The organism is Pseudomonas sp. MCal1 (assembly GCF_026341415.1).
Lineage (GTDB): Bacteria > Pseudomonadota > Gammaproteobacteria > Pseudomonadales > Pseudomonadaceae > Aquipseudomonas.
Genome location: NZ_JAKUMP010000001.1, coordinates 228582 through 244572 on the forward strand (window position 1 = coordinate 228582; position 15991 = coordinate 244572).

Annotated in this window: 17 protein-coding genes; 3 read left to right on the forward strand and 14 right to left on the reverse strand. The window is 62.0% G+C overall.

The annotated features are described in order from the left end of the window. Positions 1-186: 186 nt before the first annotated feature. The 3 genes from MKZ87_RS01110 to MKZ87_RS01120 all read right to left on the reverse strand — a co-directional run bounded on the left by MKZ87_RS01110 (position 187) and on the right by MKZ87_RS01120 (position 3980). A complete protein-coding gene (locus tag MKZ87_RS01110) occupies positions 187-726 on the reverse strand; it encodes a hypothetical protein (RefSeq protein WP_266200082.1) in 540 nt (179 codons plus the stop codon). A 702-nt stretch (positions 727-1428) separates the two neighbouring features. Beyond that, on the reverse strand, positions 1429-2607 hold the full coding sequence (locus MKZ87_RS01115; RefSeq protein WP_266200083.1) for a cystathionine gamma-synthase: 1179 nt from the start codon (positions 2605-2607) through the stop codon (positions 1429-1431). Next, complete coding sequence (locus tag MKZ87_RS01120) at positions 2604-3980, reverse strand: pyridoxal-phosphate dependent enzyme (RefSeq protein WP_085698302.1); 1377 nt, start codon at positions 3978-3980, stop codon at positions 2604-2606. The genes MKZ87_RS01115 and MKZ87_RS01120 overlap by 4 nt, the downstream gene beginning before the upstream one ends. Before the next feature lie 338 nt (positions 3981-4318). On the opposite strand from MKZ87_RS01120, the gene MKZ87_RS01125 reads away from it, so the two are divergent. After that, positions 4319-4579, forward strand: a complete 261-nt coding sequence (locus MKZ87_RS01125; RefSeq protein ID WP_011334623.1) for a ParD-like family protein — start codon at positions 4319-4321, stop codon at positions 4577-4579. Beyond that, positions 4576-5367 (forward strand): type I methionyl aminopeptidase, encoded by a 792-nt coding sequence (gene map, locus MKZ87_RS01130; protein WP_085698304.1) that lies wholly within the window; start codon positions 4576-4578, stop codon positions 5365-5367. The genes MKZ87_RS01125 and map overlap by 4 nt, the downstream gene beginning before the upstream one ends. 142 nt (positions 5368-5509) lie before the next feature. Here map and MKZ87_RS01135 read toward each other — a convergent pair whose 3' ends face one another. From MKZ87_RS01135 to ribBA, 5 genes are all read right to left on the reverse strand, one after another. Next, positions 5510-6664: an ABC transporter ATP-binding protein gene (locus MKZ87_RS01135; protein WP_266200084.1), complete on the reverse strand. Its 1155-nt coding sequence runs from the start codon at positions 6662-6664 to the stop codon at positions 5510-5512. Between the two features lie 16 nt (positions 6665-6680). Next, complete coding sequence (locus MKZ87_RS01140; RefSeq protein ID WP_007957396.1) at positions 6681-7490, reverse strand: ABC transporter permease; 810 nt, start codon at positions 7488-7490, stop codon at positions 6681-6683. Between the two features lie 6 nt (positions 7491-7496). Then, positions 7497-8444: an ABC transporter permease gene (locus MKZ87_RS01145; RefSeq protein WP_227235608.1), complete on the reverse strand. Its 948-nt coding sequence runs from the start codon at positions 8442-8444 to the stop codon at positions 7497-7499. Beyond that, positions 8441-9466: an ABC transporter substrate-binding protein gene (locus tag MKZ87_RS01150; protein ID WP_085703580.1), complete on the reverse strand. Its 1026-nt coding sequence runs from the start codon at positions 9464-9466 to the stop codon at positions 8441-8443. Before MKZ87_RS01150 ends, MKZ87_RS01145 begins: the two co-directional genes overlap by 4 nt. 166 nt (positions 9467-9632) lie before the next feature. Further along, positions 9633-10742 (reverse strand): bifunctional 3,4-dihydroxy-2-butanone-4-phosphate synthase/GTP cyclohydrolase II, encoded by a 1110-nt coding sequence (gene ribBA / locus MKZ87_RS01155; protein WP_227232815.1) that lies wholly within the window; start codon positions 10740-10742, stop codon positions 9633-9635. A gap of 65 nt (positions 10743-10807) precedes the next feature. On the opposite strand from ribBA, the gene MKZ87_RS01160 reads away from it, so the two are divergent. After that, entirely contained in the window at positions 10808-11104 is a 297-nt protein-coding gene (locus MKZ87_RS01160) for a DUF1330 domain-containing protein (RefSeq protein WP_085698308.1), read from the forward strand. A gap of 160 nt (positions 11105-11264) precedes the next feature. On the opposite strand, the gene MKZ87_RS01165 is transcribed toward MKZ87_RS01160, so the two are convergent. The 6 genes from MKZ87_RS01165 to MKZ87_RS01190 all read right to left on the reverse strand — a co-directional run bounded on the left by MKZ87_RS01165 (position 11265) and on the right by MKZ87_RS01190 (position 15973). Continuing rightward, positions 11265-11828, reverse strand: coding sequence for an NUDIX hydrolase (locus MKZ87_RS01165; protein WP_085698309.1), 564 nt, complete (start codon positions 11826-11828; stop codon positions 11265-11267). A 1-nt stretch (position 11829) separates the two neighbouring features. Further along, positions 11830-12582: a GntR family transcriptional regulator gene (locus MKZ87_RS01170; RefSeq protein ID WP_085690311.1), complete on the reverse strand. Its 753-nt coding sequence runs from the start codon at positions 12580-12582 to the stop codon at positions 11830-11832. A 58-nt stretch (positions 12583-12640) separates the two neighbouring features. After that, complete coding sequence (locus tag MKZ87_RS01175; RefSeq protein WP_236196997.1) at positions 12641-13030, reverse strand: carboxymuconolactone decarboxylase family protein; 390 nt, start codon at positions 13028-13030, stop codon at positions 12641-12643. Positions 13031-13163: 133 nt separating this feature from the next. Further along, positions 13164-13649 carry a flavin reductase family protein gene (locus MKZ87_RS01180; RefSeq protein ID WP_266200085.1) on the reverse strand — a complete coding sequence of 162 codons (486 nt, stop codon included), beginning with the start codon at positions 13647-13649 and terminating at the stop codon, positions 13164-13166. A 12-nt stretch (positions 13650-13661) separates the two neighbouring features. Then, positions 13662-15143, reverse strand: a complete 1482-nt coding sequence (locus MKZ87_RS01185; protein ID WP_085703579.1) for an aldehyde dehydrogenase — start codon at positions 15141-15143, stop codon at positions 13662-13664. Further along, positions 15140-15973 (reverse strand): alpha/beta fold hydrolase, encoded by an 834-nt coding sequence (locus MKZ87_RS01190; RefSeq protein WP_085698311.1) that lies wholly within the window; start codon positions 15971-15973, stop codon positions 15140-15142. The genes MKZ87_RS01185 and MKZ87_RS01190 overlap by 4 nt, the downstream gene beginning before the upstream one ends. Positions 15974-15991 lie beyond the last annotated feature (18 nt).

Below are 15991 nucleotides of genomic sequence, written 5' to 3' on the forward strand. Positions count from 1 at the left end.
GGCACAACGATCCCGCGCACTGCGCAGCGGCAATGTTGGGGAGTGTCGGGGGTTGCGAGGGAATATAACGCCAGGGAACGGGGTGGTCGATTAGCACAAATGTGCTAGTGCGGCGCAACCAGCGGCAGGCTGGTTGCGCCGATAGCGGTTATTGAGGGCTGTTGAACTGGTCGGAATAGCTGCCGCTCATGAGGGCGGAAGCCACCTGGTCCGAACCGACGCCTGCGCGGGAGTAGGCGAGTCGGCTGGCACCGACCTTGTCTGCGCCATCGGCGGCGAGCGCACCTGCGTCGACGTGGTCCGCGCCGTCAGAAGCAACGGCGCCAGCGCCAACGTGATCTGCGCCGTCAGAAGCAACGGCACCTGCGCCGACGTGATCCGCGCCGTCAGAAGCAACGGCACCTGCGCCGACGTGGTCCGCGCCGTCAGAGGCAACGGCACCTGCGCCGACGTGGTCCGCGCCGTCAGAGGCAACGGCACCTGCACCGACATGATCCGCGCCATCAGAAGCAACGGCACCCGCGCCGACATGATCCGCGCCGTCAGAAGCAACGGCACCCGCGCCGACATGATCCGCGCCGTCAGAAGCAACGGCACCTGCGCCAACATGATCCGCTCCGTCAGAGGCAACGGCACCTGCGCCGACGTGATCCGCGCCGTCAGAAGCAACGGCGCCCGCGCCGACGTGATCGGAACCATCAGAGGCAACGGCACCTGCGCCAACATGATCCGATCCATCGGAAGCCACCGCTCGCGCACCCACATGATCCGCCCCATCCGACGCCAATGCCTGCGCCTTCGCAGCCCAGACATTGGGCACTGCCACCGTTGCCGCAACTGCCAGGACGAGGCCCGGCCAAAGCGTGTGCTTCATGATTTTCTCCACGCCCCATCAGCCACACAGCAACCGAGCTTTATCCGTCATTCGATCTTTGATCATTGACGGAAGGCTCGTCGGCCCGGGGTCAACCAGATTGGTGAGTGGCACAGGGCACCGCAGGGTGCACGGGTGTCGATGGTTTACAGGAAATCTGGACAGCCAGCTGAAAAGTATAGTTCGCCCTTGGCGGGAGGCAGGCTTACGGGCCGTGAAAGCGATAGTCGGTTAACTTCCTTGCAGGGCAGCGCTAGAAAACAATCAGTCTAAAAACCGCGTAGCGCAATGCAGCGTGTTTGCTAGGCTTAAGCATGTAGGCGAAGACGCAGACTGATGCGCAAGCGGATAGCGAGGAAGCGTTGGGCGCGTTCCGAAGGGTACACGGTTAGAAAGAACCCCGCGCTGGGTTCCAGCCCTTATGCCGTGTGAAGCAGCAGAGCACATTGCCTGTACTGTGGGAGTCCTGAGAAACCTCGTAAGCCAGAGACCAGCACTGGCCGCCTACTCGAACACCAAAGCCCGCCTCATGCGGGCTTTGACGTTTTCGGGCTTTAGATGCTGGCCAGCGCCTGCGCCAGATCCGCACGCAGGTCCTCGATATCCTCGACGCCCACCGACAGACGCACCAGGCTGTCACCGATGCCAAGCTTGGCACGGGTTTCGGCCGGAATGGTCGCGTGAGTCATGATCGCCGGGTGCTCAATCAGGCTTTCCACGCCGCCAAGGCTTTCGGCCAACGCAAAGATCTGCACGTTCTCCAGGAAGCGCCGCGCGCCCGCCAGATCACTGTTCAGATCCAGTGAAATCATTCCGCCGAAACCACGCATCTGACGCTTGGCCAGTTCATGCTGCGGGTGAGATTCCAGGCCCGGGTAGTAGACGCGTTTGACCTGCGGCTGTTGCTCCAGCCAGCGCGCCAGTTCCAGTGCGTTGCTGCAATGACGCTCCATACGCAGTGCCAGGGTCTTCACGCCGCGCAGAGTAAGGAACGCGTCGAACGGGCCGGAGATGGCGCCAACGGCGTTCTGCAGGAAGCCCAGGCGTTCGGCCAGCGCAGGATTGTCACCGACCACCGCGATCCCGCCGATCACATCGGAGTGACCGTTCAGGTATTTGGTGGTCGAGTGCAGCACGATGTCGAAACCCAGTTCCAGCGGACGCTGGATCCATGGACTGGCGAAGGTGTTGTCGGCCACGCAGATGATCCCGCGCGCCTTGCAGATGCGCGCGATGGCGGCGAGGTCGGACAGGCTCAGCAGCGGGTTGGTCGGGGTCTCGACCATGACCATGCGCGTGTCGTCCTGCAGCGAGGTTTCGAACGCCGACAGATCGGCCAGATCGACGTAGCTGAAACGATGCCCCGCACTGCGCTGGCGCACCTTGTCGAACAGGCGGAACGTGCCGCCATACAGGTCATTGCCGGAGACGATGTGCGAGCCGGCGTCGATCAGTTCGAGTACGGTGGAAATCGTCGCCAGCCCGGAAGCGAAGGCAAACGCCTGGGTGCCACCCTCCAGATCCGCCACGCAACGCTCCAGAGCAAAACGCGTCGGGTTGTGCGAGCGGCCGTAGTCGAAACCCTTGTGCACGCCGGGGCTGTCTTGCAGGTAGGTGGAGTTGGCGTAGATCGGCGGCATCAGCGCGCCAGTGGTCGGGTCCGGCGTTTGCCCGGCGTGGATCACGCGGGTGGCGAAGCCTTGTTGACGGGCGTTCTTGTCGTGCTGGCTCATGCCAGGGATCTCCGTAATTGATTGAGCATGTCGACGCGAGTGATCAGGCCGTGGAAGCCTGAAGCGTCGGCGATGATGGCCACCAGGCCGCTGCTGAGCACGGTTTCCAGTTCAGCCAGCGTGGCGCCGGGGGCGAGGGTTTGCAACTTGTCCGTCATCGCGCTGGAAACGGGTTTGCTGAAGAGCGAGGCGTCTTCGTGCACGCGCACCAGAATGTCCGATTCATCGATCACGCCGACCAGTTGCTTGCCATCTACCAACACCGGCAGTTGCGAAACGTCTGCCAGGCGCATGCGCTGGAACGCGGTCATCAGCGTATCGTCCGGTCCGACGCTGACGACCTTGCCGTCTTCGAAGCGACGGGCAATCAGGTCGCGCAGGTCGCCGTAGCGTTTGCGCTGCAACAGGCCCTGATCGGTCATCCACTGGTCGTTGTAGACCTTCGACAGGTAGCGGGTGCCGGTGTCGCAAACGAAGCTGACCACGCGTTTCGGCTCGGTCTGCTCGCGGCAGTAACGCAGCGCGGCGGCGAGCAGGGTGCCGGTGGACGAGCCGCCGAGAATGCCTTCGGCCTTCAACAGCTGGCGCGCGTGATCGAAGCTTTCTTCGTCGCTGATCGAGTAGGCGCTGCGCACGCTCGACAGATCGGTGATCGAAGGGATGAAGTCCTCGCCGATGCCTTCCACCGCCCAGGATCCGGCGGTGCCCAAGTGCTTGCTGCGGCTGTATTCGGCCATTACCGAACCGACCGGATCGGCCAGGACCATTTCCAGATCAGGTTGTACGCGTTTGAAAAAACGGGTCAGGCCGGTCAGCGTGCCGGCCGAACCGACACCGACCACGACGGCGTCCAGGTCATGCTCGGTCTGGGCCCAGATTTCCGGCCCGGTGCTGCACTCGTGGGCCAGCGGGTTGGCGGGGTTGTTGAACTGGTCGGCGAAGAAGGCGCCGGGAATGTCTTTGGCCAGACGCGCGGCGACATCCTGGTAATACTCGGGATGGCCTTTGCCGACATCGGAGCGAGTGATGTGCACTTCGGCGCCCATGGCCTTGAGGTGCAGGACTTTTTCGGTGGACATTTTGTCCGGCACCACCAGCACGACGCGGTAGCCTTTGGCGCGTCCGACCAGGGCCAGGCCCAGACCGGTGTTACCGGCGGTGGCCTCGACAATCGTGCCGCCGGGTTGCAGGCGACCGTCGCGTTCAGCGGCGTCGATCATGGCCAGGCCGATGCGGTCCTTGATCGAGCCGCCGGGGTTCTGTGATTCGAGTTTGAGAAACAGGGTGCAGGGACCGGTATCGAAGCGGGTGACTTTTACCAGCGGCGTATTGCCGATCAGCCCAAGTACGGCAGGGCGTGAATCCTTTGACATCTCTTCACCTCTTTGTGGTGTTGATCGCGTTCCATTCGCGGGGAAAAAGCTCGCGTGCAACATAGGCCCAGACCTGAGCTGTCGCAACCTTTAAACGGCCGTAAATGCTGCCATTTCGATCTAACGATAGAACGAAATCAGCGAGGGGAAGGAAGTGACTTGCAGGGTTTATACGCAGGCGTCATCGAGTATTGAAAGGGCGTCTTCAGCGTTCAACAAACGCAGAGACAAGCGCAACAGGCCGGTGACCACCGCGCGCGACCGGACACCAACGTTTGCAATGCCGGTCGATACGCGATTAATATACGATCCATATACAATTCGTATCGGATATTGCCATGGGCATCGTAAAGATTTCAGAGGACATGCACGAGAATCTGCGCATCTCCAGCAACGCACTCAGCCGTTCGATCAACGCGCAGGCTGAACACTGGATGCGCATCGGCATGCTCGCCGAGCTGTATCCCGACCTGGATCACCATGCCATTTGCCGGTTGCTGATTCGCGCCGAACAGTCGGGCGGTCTGGATCTGCAGCAAGTCTGCGCATTGGCCGATGCCGCGCAGAATGCCTCGGTCAAAGAGGCGGCCAAGGCATGAGAAACCCGATCAAGATCAACACCCAGGCCGAAATCGCCCAATCCCGGGTGGCTGCGCAGTTGGCTGCTGAAGTACTGGCGATGCTGGTGCCGCACGTCAAGGCTGGCGTCACCACCGATCAGCTCGACCAGTTGTGCAACGACTACATCGTCAATGTGCAGAAGGCGATTCCGGCCAACGTCGGTTATCACGGCTTTCCGAAAACCGTCTGCGCGTCAGTCAACGAAGTGGTCTGCCACGGCATTCCGTCGAAGCGCGTGTTGAAGGACGGCGACATCGTCAATCTCGACATCGCGGTGATCAAGGACGGTTGGTTTGGCGACACCAGCCGCATGTACGTGGTCGGTGAGCCGACGCCCGAGGCGCGGCATCTGATCAAGACCACTTACGACGCCATGTGCGCGGGCATCCGCGTCGTGCGGCCGGGCGCCACGTTGGGTGACATCGGTCATGCGATCCAGACGCTGGCGGAAAAAGAAGGGTTCAGCGTGGTGCGCGAATATTGCGGGCACGGGATCGGCAAGGTTTATCACGATGAACCGCAGGTGCTGCATTACGGTTACCCGGAGCAGGGGCTGAAATTGAAGGCGGGGATGATTTTCACCATCGAGCCGATGCTCAATGCCGGCAAGCGGCATGTGAAGAGCCTGGCGGATGGCTGGACAGTGGTGACGAAGGATCAGTCGTTGTCGGCGCAGTGGGAGCACATGGTGGCGGTGACGGAAGACGGGTTTGAGGTGTTGACAGCCTGGCCCGATCAGATCGAAGGGTATCCGCCAATTAACTGACTGGTGCAAGACTTGTGGGAGCGAGCTTGCTCGCGAAGGCGTCAGCATATTCAGTATTGATGTTGAATGTGCCGGCCTATTCGCGGGCAAGTCGAATCGTCGCACCGCCGCTCCCACAGGATTGCGTTGTTTTCTGAAGACCTTAGTGGGATCCGGCGGCCTTGTTGAGGTCGCTTTCGGCCCATTCGGTGTAGACACATGCATCCGCCGTCGCCCAGCGAACCCGCACCGGATCGCCAGCCTTCAACGGCATTCCGGCTGCCGATAGCGCCTTGACCGTCATGGACGTGCCACCCGATGTGACCACGCTGCAAGTCTGACTTTCACCCAGAAACAACACCTCGACCACCTTCGCCGAAACCTCATTCCAACCCGCCGCCAGTGGCTCGTCATTCGCTTGCTGCACGCTCAACGCCAACGCCTTTTCCGGGCGCACCATCAGCAAAACATCCTGCCCGGTCTGCAATCCGGCCGTCAGGCGAATCGAAAGCGACTGCCCCTCGAAACTCGCCGCCGCATTACCCTGCGCCTTGAGCTTGAGAAAGTTCGAGTTGCCCAGAAACGACGCCACAAACGCATTCGGCGGGTTCTGATAAAGGTCATAACCGCTGCCGAGCCCGACAATCTTGCCGTGACTGAAAATTGCGATGCGCTGGGACAGGCGCATGGCTTCTTCCTGGTCGTGGGTCACGTAAACGATGGTGATGCCGAGGCGACGGTGCAACTGACGCAGTTCATCCTGCAAGTCCTCACGCAGCTTCTTGTCCAGCGCACCGAGCGGTTCGTCCATCAACAGAATACGTGGCTCGTAAACCAGCGCCCGTGCAATGGCGACCCGCTGCTGCTGGCCGCCGGACAGTTGCGAAGGGCGGCGATGGGCGAATTGTTCCAGTTGTACCAGTTTCAACATCGCATCGACGCGCTTGTCACGCTCGGCAGCCGCGAGTTTGCGGATCGTGAGAGGAAACGCGATGTTGTCGCGTACCGACAGATGCGGGAACAGCGAATAGCGCTGGAACACCATGCCGATGTCGCGCTTGTGCGGCGGCACGTTCACCAGCGACTGGCCGTTGACCAGGATCTCGCCGCTGCTCGGGGTTTCGAAGCCGGCGAGCATCGACAGCGTGGTGCTTTTGCCCGAGCCGCTGGAGCCGAGGAAGGTCAGGAACTCGCCGTCCCTGATGTCCAGCGAGATGTTGTCCACGGCCGCAAAATCGCCGTAGTGCTTGTTCAGGTTGCGCAGGCTGACCAGGGGTTTGTCGTTCTGCTGGGATGCGTCTTTGATCACGGCACTCATGTCGTACTCCTGGCGCTCAGGCGCTGATTTCGTTGCGCCGGCGCAAAGCGGCGGCGATCACCATGACCAATACCGACAGGCCGATCAGCAGCGTCGAGGCGACGGCGATCACGGGCGTCAGGTCCTGGCGCAGGGTGGTCCACATTTTCACGGGAAGGGTTTGCAGGGTCGGGCTGGCCATCATCACGCTGAGCACCACCTCGTCCCACGAAACCAGGAAGGCAAAGAGGGCGCCGGCGACCATGCCCGGACGAATCGCCGGGAAAGTCACCTTGAACACCGCTTGCAGGCGTGACGCGCCGCAGATTACCGCCGCGTCTTCAATCGACTGATCGAACAGCTTCAGCGAGTTGATGATCGAGATGATGGTGAACGGCAGCGCGACGATCACATGGCTGACGACGAAGGCGAACATCGTCCCGGTGTAGCCGAGCTTGAGGAACAGCGCGTACACCGCCACGGCGATGATCACCAGCGGCACGATCATCGGCAGGGTGAACAGGCCGTAGAGCATTTCCCGGCCGGGGAAGCGTCCACGGACCAGCGCAAAGGCAGTCGGCAAACCGAGGGCGACGGCGCAGATCGTGGTCAGCACGGCGACCTTGAGGCTGGCCAGCGCTGCGCTCATCCAGTCGGCATTGGAGAAGAACTGCACGTACCATTTCAGCGTCCAGCCCGGCGGCGGGAACACCAGCCACTGCGACGAACCGAACGACAGCAGGACGATGAACACGATCGGCAACAGCAGGAACAGGCCGATCAGCCCGGTGGTGAAATACAGGCCGAAGCGCATCCGGCGACTCATGGCATTGGGCGTCAGGAGCATGTCGGTTTACCTCGCGTGACTGGCGCCAACCGGGGATTCCGGCTGCAGCTTCAGGTAGACGTAAAACAGCACCAGCGTGATGACGATCAGCAATGCGGCGCCGGCGCTGGCCAGGCCCCAGTTGAGGAACGACTGCACCTGCTGAATGATGAACTCCGGCAGCATCATGTTCTGCGCCCCGCCCAGCAGTGCCGGGGTGACGTAGTAACCGAGCGACATCACGAACACCATCAACCCGCCGGACGCCAGGCCCGGCCGGCACAGCGGCAGGAACACCCGGAAGAAGTTGGTCCAGGGGCTCGCGCCGCAGATCGAGCCGGCCTGCAGGATCATCGGGTCGATGGCCTGCATGGTCGCCTGCAACGGCAGCACGATGAACGGGATCATGATGTAGCTCATGCCGATCACCACGCCGGTCAGGTTGTGCACCATTTCCAGCGGCTGATCGATGATGCCCAGCGCCATCAGCGCCTTGTTGATGACGCCCGAGGCCTGCAACAACACCAGCCAGGAATAGGTGCGGGCGAGGAGGCTGGTCCACATCGACAGCAGCACGATGTTGAGAATCCAGCGGCCCCAGCCGCGCGGCACCAGAGTGATTGCCCAGGCCAGCGGGAATCCAAGTAGCAGGCTGAACACCGTCACCAGTCCTGCCACCGAGAAGGTGTTGAACAGCACCCGTGCGTACGCCGAGTTGGCGAACAGTTGTTCGTAGTTGCCAAGGCCCGGCACCGGTTCCAGCACGCCGCGCAGCAACAAGCCAATCAGCGGGGCGAGAAAGAACAGACCGAGGAACAACAGCGCCGGCGCGAGGTTGCCGGCGCCGCGCCAGCGTTGCTTGAGGGACGGGGCTTGCGCCATGGCACTCGCCTTTTTGCCTTCAGCCTGGCCGGCAGCGCTCGTGGCGCTCCCGGTGGCAGTGGAGGGACGGGACGCGGTGGCCGCCATTTTCATTTGACCAGCCATTCGTTCCACCGTGTCGCGATGGCCGGACCGTTCTTGGCCCAGTACGCGAAATCAAGAGTGATCTGATCCTTAGCGTAGGCAGTCGGCAGGTTCGGGGCCAGCGTCGAGTCCAGACGCTGCACGCTGTCGACGTTGACCGGGGCGTAGGCGGTCAGGTTGGAGAAGTCCGCCTGGCCTTTGGCACTGCTGGCGCTGGCCAGGAACTTCATCGCCGCGTCCTTGTTTTTCGAACCCTTTGGCACGACCAGAATGTCGGCCATGACCAGGTTCTGTTTCCAGCTCACGCCGACCGGTGCGCCGTCTTCTTGCAGAGCGTGAATCCGGCCGTTCCAGAACTGGCCCATGCTCGCTTCACCGGAAGCCAGCAGTTGCTGCGACTGCGCGCCGCCGCCCCACCAGACGATGTCTTTCTTGATGGTGTCGAGTTTCTTGAAGGCGCGATCCAGGTCCAGCGGGTAGAGCTTGTCGGCCGGCACGCCGTCGGCGAGCAGAGCCAGTTCAAGCACGCCGGGGCTCGGCCATTTGTACAGGGCGCGTTTGCCGGGGAAAGTCTTGGTGTCGAACAGCGCGCTCCAGTCCTGCGGCTTGTTGGCGCCGAGTTTGCCCTCGTTATAGCCGAGGACGAAGGAGAAGAAGAACGAGCCGACGCCGTAGTCGCTGACGAAACGCGGGTCGATCTTGTCGCGCTGGATCTGTTTGAAATCGAGGGGTTCGAGCAGGCCTTCGGACGCAGCACGCAGGGCAAAATCGGCTTCGACGTCGACCACATCCCATTGCACGTTGCCGCTTTCGACCATGGCCTTGAGTTTGCCGTAGTCGGTCGGGCCGTCCTGCACGACGGTGATGCCGCTGGCCTTGCTGAACGGATCGGCCCAGGCCTGTTTCTGCGCATCCTGGGTGCTACCGCCCCAGCTGACAAAGTTCACACTCTCGGCGGCCATCGCGGCCTGGCCGGTCACGCTCAGCAGTCCCGCAAGAAAGATCGCGGTTGCAGCTTTGTTCAACACCATTTTTACGCCCTCATTGTTGTGTTTTTGAGCGGGCTTGCGTTGTTGCCCGCCTGTCGGGAGCAGTAGCTGGACGGTTTTTCAGGTCGTCCGGTCTATGGAATATCATATTATGGTATTCCAAACTTTGTGCAAGCACTTTGCCTTACCGGCTATCTGGCAAACGGGATTATTCGGTGAACGGAATGCTCTCGATCACTTCCAGATCGTAGCCGGTCAAACCGGCATATTTGAGCGGCGGGCCCAAGTGGCGCAGCTTGCCGACGCCCAGGTTCTGCAGAATCTGCGCCCCGGTGCCCACCTCGGAATAGATTCGCGATTGCGAACGACTGAACTGCCGTGGCGGTTGAGTCAGTTGCGGAATGCGCTCCAGCAAAGCCTGCGAAGACTCATGATTGGCCAGCACCACCACCACGCCATGCCCTTCGGCCGCGACCCGTTGCAGCGCCGCCCACAATGTCCAGTTCGTCGGCCCGCTGTACTCGGCGCCGACCAGATCCCGCAGCGGATCAATGACATGCACGCGCACCAGCGTCGGCTCTTCGCGGCGCAGCTCACCCATGACCATCGCCATGTGCACGCCGCCCTCGATACGATCTTCGAAAGTGATCAAACGGAACGTGCCATGCACCGTCGGCAGTTCCCGCTCGCCGATGCGCTCGATGGTGTGTTCGGTGCTCAGGCGATAGTGGATCAGGTCGGCGATGGTGCCGATCTTGATCCCGTGCTTGCGCGCGAAGACTTCCAGATCCGGACGGCGGGCCATGGTGCCATCGTCGTTCATCACTTCGACAATCACCGAGGCTGGCGTGAACCCGGCGAGCCGCGCCAGATCACAACCGGCCTCGGTGTGGCCGGCGCGGGTCAGCACGCCACCTTCCTTGGCCCGCAGCGGGAAGATATGACCGGGCTGCACCAGGTCTTCAGCGCGAGCGTTCGGCGCCACCGCAGCAGCCACCGTGCAAGCGCGGTCGGCTGCGGAAATCCCGGTAGTCACGCCGACCGCCGCTTCGATGGAAACCGTGAACGCGGTACTGAACACGCTGCCATTGCTCGGCACCATTTGCTCAAGTCCCAGGCGCTGACAATGATCGTCGGTCAGGGTCAGGCAAATCAGCCCTCGAGCTTCGCGGGCCATGAAACTGATCGCCTCGGGCGTGCAACGATCAGCAGCCAGCAGCAGGTCGCCTTCGTTTTCCCGGTCTTCGTCATCGACCAGCAGCACCATTTTGCCGAGGCGATAATCTTCGATGATTTCTTCGATGCTGTTGAAGGCCATGCTGGACTCTCGATGTGGATGAAATTCGTGGTATACCATAATACAAAATCAACCAAGAGGTCACTATGAAGGCGTACTGGATTGCTCACGTGGACATCACCGATCCCGATCACTACAGCCAATACACCCAGCGCGCGCCGAAGGCGTTTGCGGAGTTCGGCGCGAAGTTCTTAGCCAGAGGCGGGCGCAGCGAAGCGATGGAAGGGCGGACGACACCGCAGCGCAGCGTGGTGATCGAATTCGACAGCTACGAACAGGCCGTGGCGTGTTATCGCTCGGCGGCGTATCAGGAAGCGAAAAGTTACAGGGAGGAATGGGCTAGGGCGGAGATCGTCATCGTTGAAGGCATCGGCCACCTCTGAACTCCACGGTATTGATCGTTCCCACGCTCTGCGTGGGAATGCAGCCCTGGACGCTCCGCGTCCCTGAACCGCCGAACGCGGAGCGTCCGAACAGGCATTCCCACGCGGACGGTTCGACGCCTCGACGTGGGAACGAGCAGAAAAAGGAGGAAGGTGACTGTCAACGCATGAAATGAATCTTGCCGCTGTCGTCATTGCCCATGTACATGCCATACACCCCGGCCTGGCGTTCCTCGATGTAGCGTTCGAGGATCTGCCGGATCGCCGGGTAGTAGATCTGGTCCCACGGAATGTCTTCGGGGGCGAAGAATTTGCAGGCGAGGGTTTCCGGGCCGTACTGGCCGGTGATTTCCAGCGCGAGGGCGCGGAAGATGATGTAGACCTCGCTGATCTTCGGCACGCTGAAGATCGAGTAAGGCGAGACGATTTCCGCGCGTACGCCGCTTTCTTCCCAGACCTCGCGCAGGGCGGCCTGTTCGGTGGTTTCGCCGCTTTCCATGAAACCGGCGGGCAGGGTCCAGGTGCCGGGGCGCGGGGGAATCGCCCGTTGGCACAGGAGGTATTTGCCGTCCTGCTCGATGATGCAGCCGGCGATGATTTTCGGGTTCACATAGTGGATGTAGCCGCAGCCGCGGCACATCAGGCGCTCGTGCGTATCGCCCGGCGGTACTTGCTGACCGAGGTCAGTGCCACCGCATTTCGGGCAAAAGCTCGGGCTGAACATGTCAGTGACCTATGCGCGGTTCTTTCAGCGCGATGGGCAGGGTGATCGCCGGTGTGGCGCCGGTTTCTTCCTGTTTGCGCTTCAGGTAATCGAGGGCCACTGCCGCCGCCGCACGAACGTGATCGACGCAGGCCTGATGCGCTGCGAGTGCGTCACCGCTCTTGATCGCCTCGACCATTTTTTCCATTTCGTGATTACTGGCGCCGCGACGGTTTTCCTGGGATACCGACGTCGCCCGCAGGTAACTGATGCGCGCCTGCAACTGGCGCAACTGGGTGGCCGCCACATGGTTGCCCGAGCCTTCCAGCAGCACGTCGTAGAAACCCTGCACCGAGTCGATCACCTGTTGCAGTTCGCCGTCCTTGAGCGCCTTGCGGTTCTCGTCGAGGGCTTTTTCCAGGGCCTTGATGTCCTTGGCCTTGGCACGCAGGGTGAACAGCTGGACGATCAGGCCTTCAAGCACGCAACGCAGTTCATAAATGTCGACGGCATCGGCGAGGGTGATGATCGCCACGCGCGGGCCCTTGGCGTCGGCGAATTCCACCAGGCCTTCGGATTCCAGGTGACGCAAGGCTTCACGCACCGACGTACGGCTCACGCCCAGGCGATCGCACAGATCGCGCTCCACCAGGCGATCGCCCGGCAGCAGCTGGAAGTTCATGATGGCGCTTCGCAGTTTATCCAGCACGATTTCGCGCAGGGTGACGGGGTTGCGATTGACCTTGAAGCTGTCGTCGAGTGGCAGGCGTTTCATGGGGTCCGCTCTTTAAGTTGGCTGTCCATGCCAGACGGGCATTCAAACAGCCGAGGGGTTAACTGGAGGCCTCGGCGTCGGCTTCGGCGAAGGCTTCACGGGCGAGCCGGAAACTGTCCACGGCTGCCGGGACGCCGCAATAAATACCGACCTGAAGCAGAATTTCGCGTATTTGCTCACGACTCAGGCCGTTACGCAAGGCGCCGCGCACATGCAGTTTCAGTTCGTGCGGGCGGTTGAGCGCCGAGATCATCGCCAGGTTGATCATGCTGCGCTCCTTGAGCGACAGGCCGTCGCGTCCCCAGACGTGGCCCCAGCAGTATTCGGTGACCATTTCCTGCAGCGGACGGGTGAAGTCGTCGGCGTTCTCGATCGAGCGCTGCACATAGGCTTCGCCCAGCACCTGTGTGCGGATCTTCAGGCCCTTTTCATACTTCTCGTTGTTCATCATTACCTCTCACACCACCATTCCCTGTGGGAGCGAGCTTGCTCGCGATAGCGTCAGCACCTGCAACATTGATTTCGACTGACACTACGCCTTCGCGAGCAAGCTCGCTCCCACAGGGTTTCGCGTTATTTTCTCAAGCCAAGGTCGGCAACGCGCCGAGCTTGCCCTTGTGATAAATCATCGGCGTCACCGGTTGCTCCGGCAGGATCAGGTTCTTCACCGCGCCGACGATGATCGCGTGGTCGCCACCATCGTATTCGCGCCATAGTTCGCACTCGATGATCGCCGTGGCCCTGGCGAGGATCGGGTTACCCAGCTCGCTCAAATGCCACTCGATGCCGTTGGCCTTGTCCTTGCCTTTGCCGGCGAAAGCGTAGGCCTCGGTCGTCTGGTCAGCGGACAGCAAATGGATCGCGAAACGCTTGCTGTCGCGCAGCACCGGGTAGGTGTCGGAGGCGTAGTTGGGGCAGAACAGCACCAGCGCCGGATCAATCGACAGCGCACTGAAGGCGCTGGCGGTGATCCCGACGATGCCGCCGTCCGGGTCGAGGGTGGTGACCACCGTGACCCCGGACGGAAACGAGCTCATGACGTCTTTGTAAATGCCGGGTTCGATCATGTCGCAGGACTCCTAACGCATCACAAACGGATCAGGCATCGGTGCCTGGGAGAGGTTGATCCACACCGTTTTCAGTTCGGTGTAGGCCAGCACCGAATCGATGCCGCTTTCGCGTCCATAGCCACTGTTCTTGAAGCCGCCGATCGGTGCCATTGCCGACACCGCGCGGTAGGTATTGACCCAGATGATCCCCGAGCGCACGTCCCGGGCCAGACGGTGGGCGCGGCCCAGATCGCGAGTCCAGATGCCGGCGGCGAGGCCGAACTGCGAGTCGTTGGCAATCGCCAGCGCTTCGGCTTCGTCCTTGAAGCGGATCACCGAGGCCACCGGGCCGAAGACTTCTTCCTGCATGATCTTCATCGAGTTGCGGTCGCACTCGAACAGCGTCGGCTCGTAGAACCAGCCATCGCCCACGCCACTCGGACGCTTGCCGCCCAGACGCAGACGCGCGCCTTCAGCGATGGCGTCGGCCACCAGACCTTCCACCACGGCCAGTTGCTGCGCGGTGGCCATCGGGCCCATTTCGCTGCTGTCGTCCTGCGGGTTGCCGATGCGGATGCGCTGGGCGCGCTCCGCCAGCCGGCTGACGAATTCGTCGTAGATTTCATCCTGCACCAGCAGTCGCGAACCGGAGACGCAGCTCTGCCCGGACGCCGCGTAGATCCCGGCGATGGCGCCGTTGATCGCGCTGTCGAGATCGGCGTCGGCGAAGATGATGTTCGGCGACTTGCCACCCAGCTCCAGCGACAGCTTGGCGAAGTTCTCGGCGCTGCTGCGCACCACATGCCGGGCCGTGGCCGCGCCGCCGGTGAAGGCGATTTTGCGGATCAACGGATGACGGGTGAGGGCGGCGCCCGTGCTCGGGCCGTAACCGGTGACGACGTTGACCACACCCGGCGGAATCCCGGCCTCGAGGGCCAGACGTGCCAGTTCGAGAATAGTCGCCGAGGCGTGTTCGGACGGTTTGATCACAATCGTGTTGCCCGCTGCCAGCGCCGGCGCCAGTTTGATCGCGGTCAGATAAAGCGGGCTGTTCCACGGAATGATCGCGGCAACCACGCCCATGGCTTCGTGCACGGTGTAGGCGAACAGATCGGGCTTATCCAGCGGCAGGGTGCCGCCCTCGAGCTTGTCCGCAAGGCCGGCGGTGTAGTGAAAAAACTCCGGCAGATAACCGACCTGCCCCCGGGTTTCGCGGATCAGCTTGCCGTTGTCGCGGCTTTCCAGCTGCGCCAGTTGTTCCTTGTTCTCGGCGATCAGATCACCGAGACGGCGCAACAGTTTGCCGCGCGCGGTGGCGGTCAAATCACGCCATGCCGGGCTGTCGAAGGCAGTCTGTGCTGCTTGCACGGCGCGTTCGACATCGGCCTCATCGGCGTCGGGCAGTTCGGCCCAGGGCTCGGCGAGCGCCGGGTTGAGGCTTTCGAAAGTCTTGCCGGAGAGGGCGTCGACCCATTCTCCGCCGATGCACATCTGGAAGCGTGCGAGCGTCATGCAACGATCCCCTTTATATGGTTTTGTCGGGCGTGTGCGGTGTCGAGAAATTCCAGCAGCGTCTGGTTCACCAGCCGTGGCGACTCTACCGGCATCATATGCCGTTGCTCCGGCAGCACGGCAACCTTCGCGCCGGGAATGCGCGCGGCCAGTTGCTCGGCCATTTCCGGGGTCGATCCGGGATCCAGTTCGCCGGTGGCGATCAGCGTCGGCGCCTGAATGCTGCCCAGGTCGTCGGCGCGGTACATGTCCTGGGTGGCGAACAGTTCGTAGGTCGTCAGATAGCCTTGCGGATCATTGCCGGCAAGGGTCTGGCGAATCGCGGCGATCTGCGCCGGGTTGGCCGCCTGATATTCGCGGCTGAACCAGCGCGACAGCGCCGCTTCGGCATTCGCGTCCGGCCCGTGCTTGGCGGCTTGCGCGGTACGGGCGATGACGCCGGCGCGTTGCTCTTCGCTGCGGTTGAATACGCTATTGAGCACCACCAGGCTTTTCAGGCGTTCGGGGTAATGCAGGGCAAACGCCCGCGCCACCAGACCGCCCATGGAAAAGCCGATCACCGACGCCTCGGGCAATTGCAGGTGGTCAAGCAACTCCAGCAACTGATCGGCATAGCCGAGCAGGGCAGTGCCGCTGGCCGGTCGCGGGCTGGCACCATGGCCGAGCATGTCGTAGGCGATCACCCGGTATTGCGTGGCCAGGCCAACGATCTGGCCGCCCCACATTTCTTTATTCAGACCCACGCCGTGGATCAACACCACGGGTTGGCCTTGGCCGGTCGCCAGATAACTGGTGCCGGCCGGGGTGAGTTCAGCGGTGAGCCGAATCATGGAGCGCTCCTGCAATGC

Excerpts from the sequence above, each read along its gene's own strand:
- MKZ87_RS01170 (WP_085690311.1), bottom strand. The coding sequence starts at position 12,582 with ATGAAACGCCTGCCACTCGACGACAGCTTCAAGGTCAATCGCAACCCC.
- MKZ87_RS01165 (WP_085698309.1), bottom strand. The coding sequence starts at position 11,828 with ATGTTCAGCCCGAGCTTTTGCCCGAAATGCGGTGGCACTGACCTCGGT.
- MKZ87_RS01150 (WP_085703580.1), bottom strand. The coding sequence starts at position 9,466 with ATGGTGTTGAACAAAGCTGCAACCGCGATCTTTCTTGCGGGACTGCTG.
- map (WP_085698304.1), top strand. The coding sequence starts at position 4,576 with ATGAGAAACCCGATCAAGATCAACACCCAGGCCGAAATCGCCCAATCC.
- MKZ87_RS01140 (WP_007957396.1), bottom strand. The coding sequence starts at position 7,490 with ATGCTCCTGACGCCCAATGCCATGAGTCGCCGGATGCGCTTCGGCCTG.
- MKZ87_RS01175 (WP_236196997.1), bottom strand. The coding sequence starts at position 13,030 with ATGAACAACGAGAAGTATGAAAAGGGCCTGAAGATCCGCACACAGGTG.
- MKZ87_RS01185 (WP_085703579.1), bottom strand. The coding sequence starts at position 15,143 with ATGACGCTCGCACGCTTCCAGATGTGCATCGGCGGAGAATGGGTCGAC.
- ribBA (WP_227232815.1), bottom strand. The coding sequence starts at position 10,742 with ATGGCCTTCAACAGCATCGAAGAAATCATCGAAGATTATCGCCTCGGC.
- MKZ87_RS01135 (WP_266200084.1), bottom strand. The coding sequence starts at position 6,664 with ATGAGTGCCGTGATCAAAGACGCATCCCAGCAGAACGACAAACCCCTG.
- MKZ87_RS01190 (WP_085698311.1), bottom strand. The coding sequence starts at position 15,973 with ATGATTCGGCTCACCGCTGAACTCACCCCGGCCGGCACCAGTTATCTG.
- MKZ87_RS01160 (WP_085698308.1), top strand. The coding sequence starts at position 10,808 with ATGAAGGCGTACTGGATTGCTCACGTGGACATCACCGATCCCGATCAC.
- MKZ87_RS01180 (WP_266200085.1), bottom strand. The coding sequence starts at position 13,649 with ATGATCGAACCCGGCATTTACAAAGACGTCATGAGCTCGTTTCCGTCC.
- MKZ87_RS01125 (WP_011334623.1), top strand. The coding sequence starts at position 4,319 with ATGGGCATCGTAAAGATTTCAGAGGACATGCACGAGAATCTGCGCATC.
- MKZ87_RS01110 (WP_266200082.1), bottom strand. The coding sequence starts at position 726 with ATGTTGGCGCAGGTGCCGTTGCCTCTGATGGTTCCGATCACGTCGGCG.
- MKZ87_RS01115 (WP_266200083.1), bottom strand. The coding sequence starts at position 2,607 with ATGAGCCAGCACGACAAGAACGCCCGTCAACAAGGCTTCGCCACCCGC.
- MKZ87_RS01120 (WP_085698302.1), bottom strand. The coding sequence starts at position 3,980 with ATGTCAAAGGATTCACGCCCTGCCGTACTTGGGCTGATCGGCAATACG.
- MKZ87_RS01145 (WP_227235608.1), bottom strand. The coding sequence starts at position 8,444 with ATGAAAATGGCGGCCACCGCGTCCCGTCCCTCCACTGCCACCGGGAGC.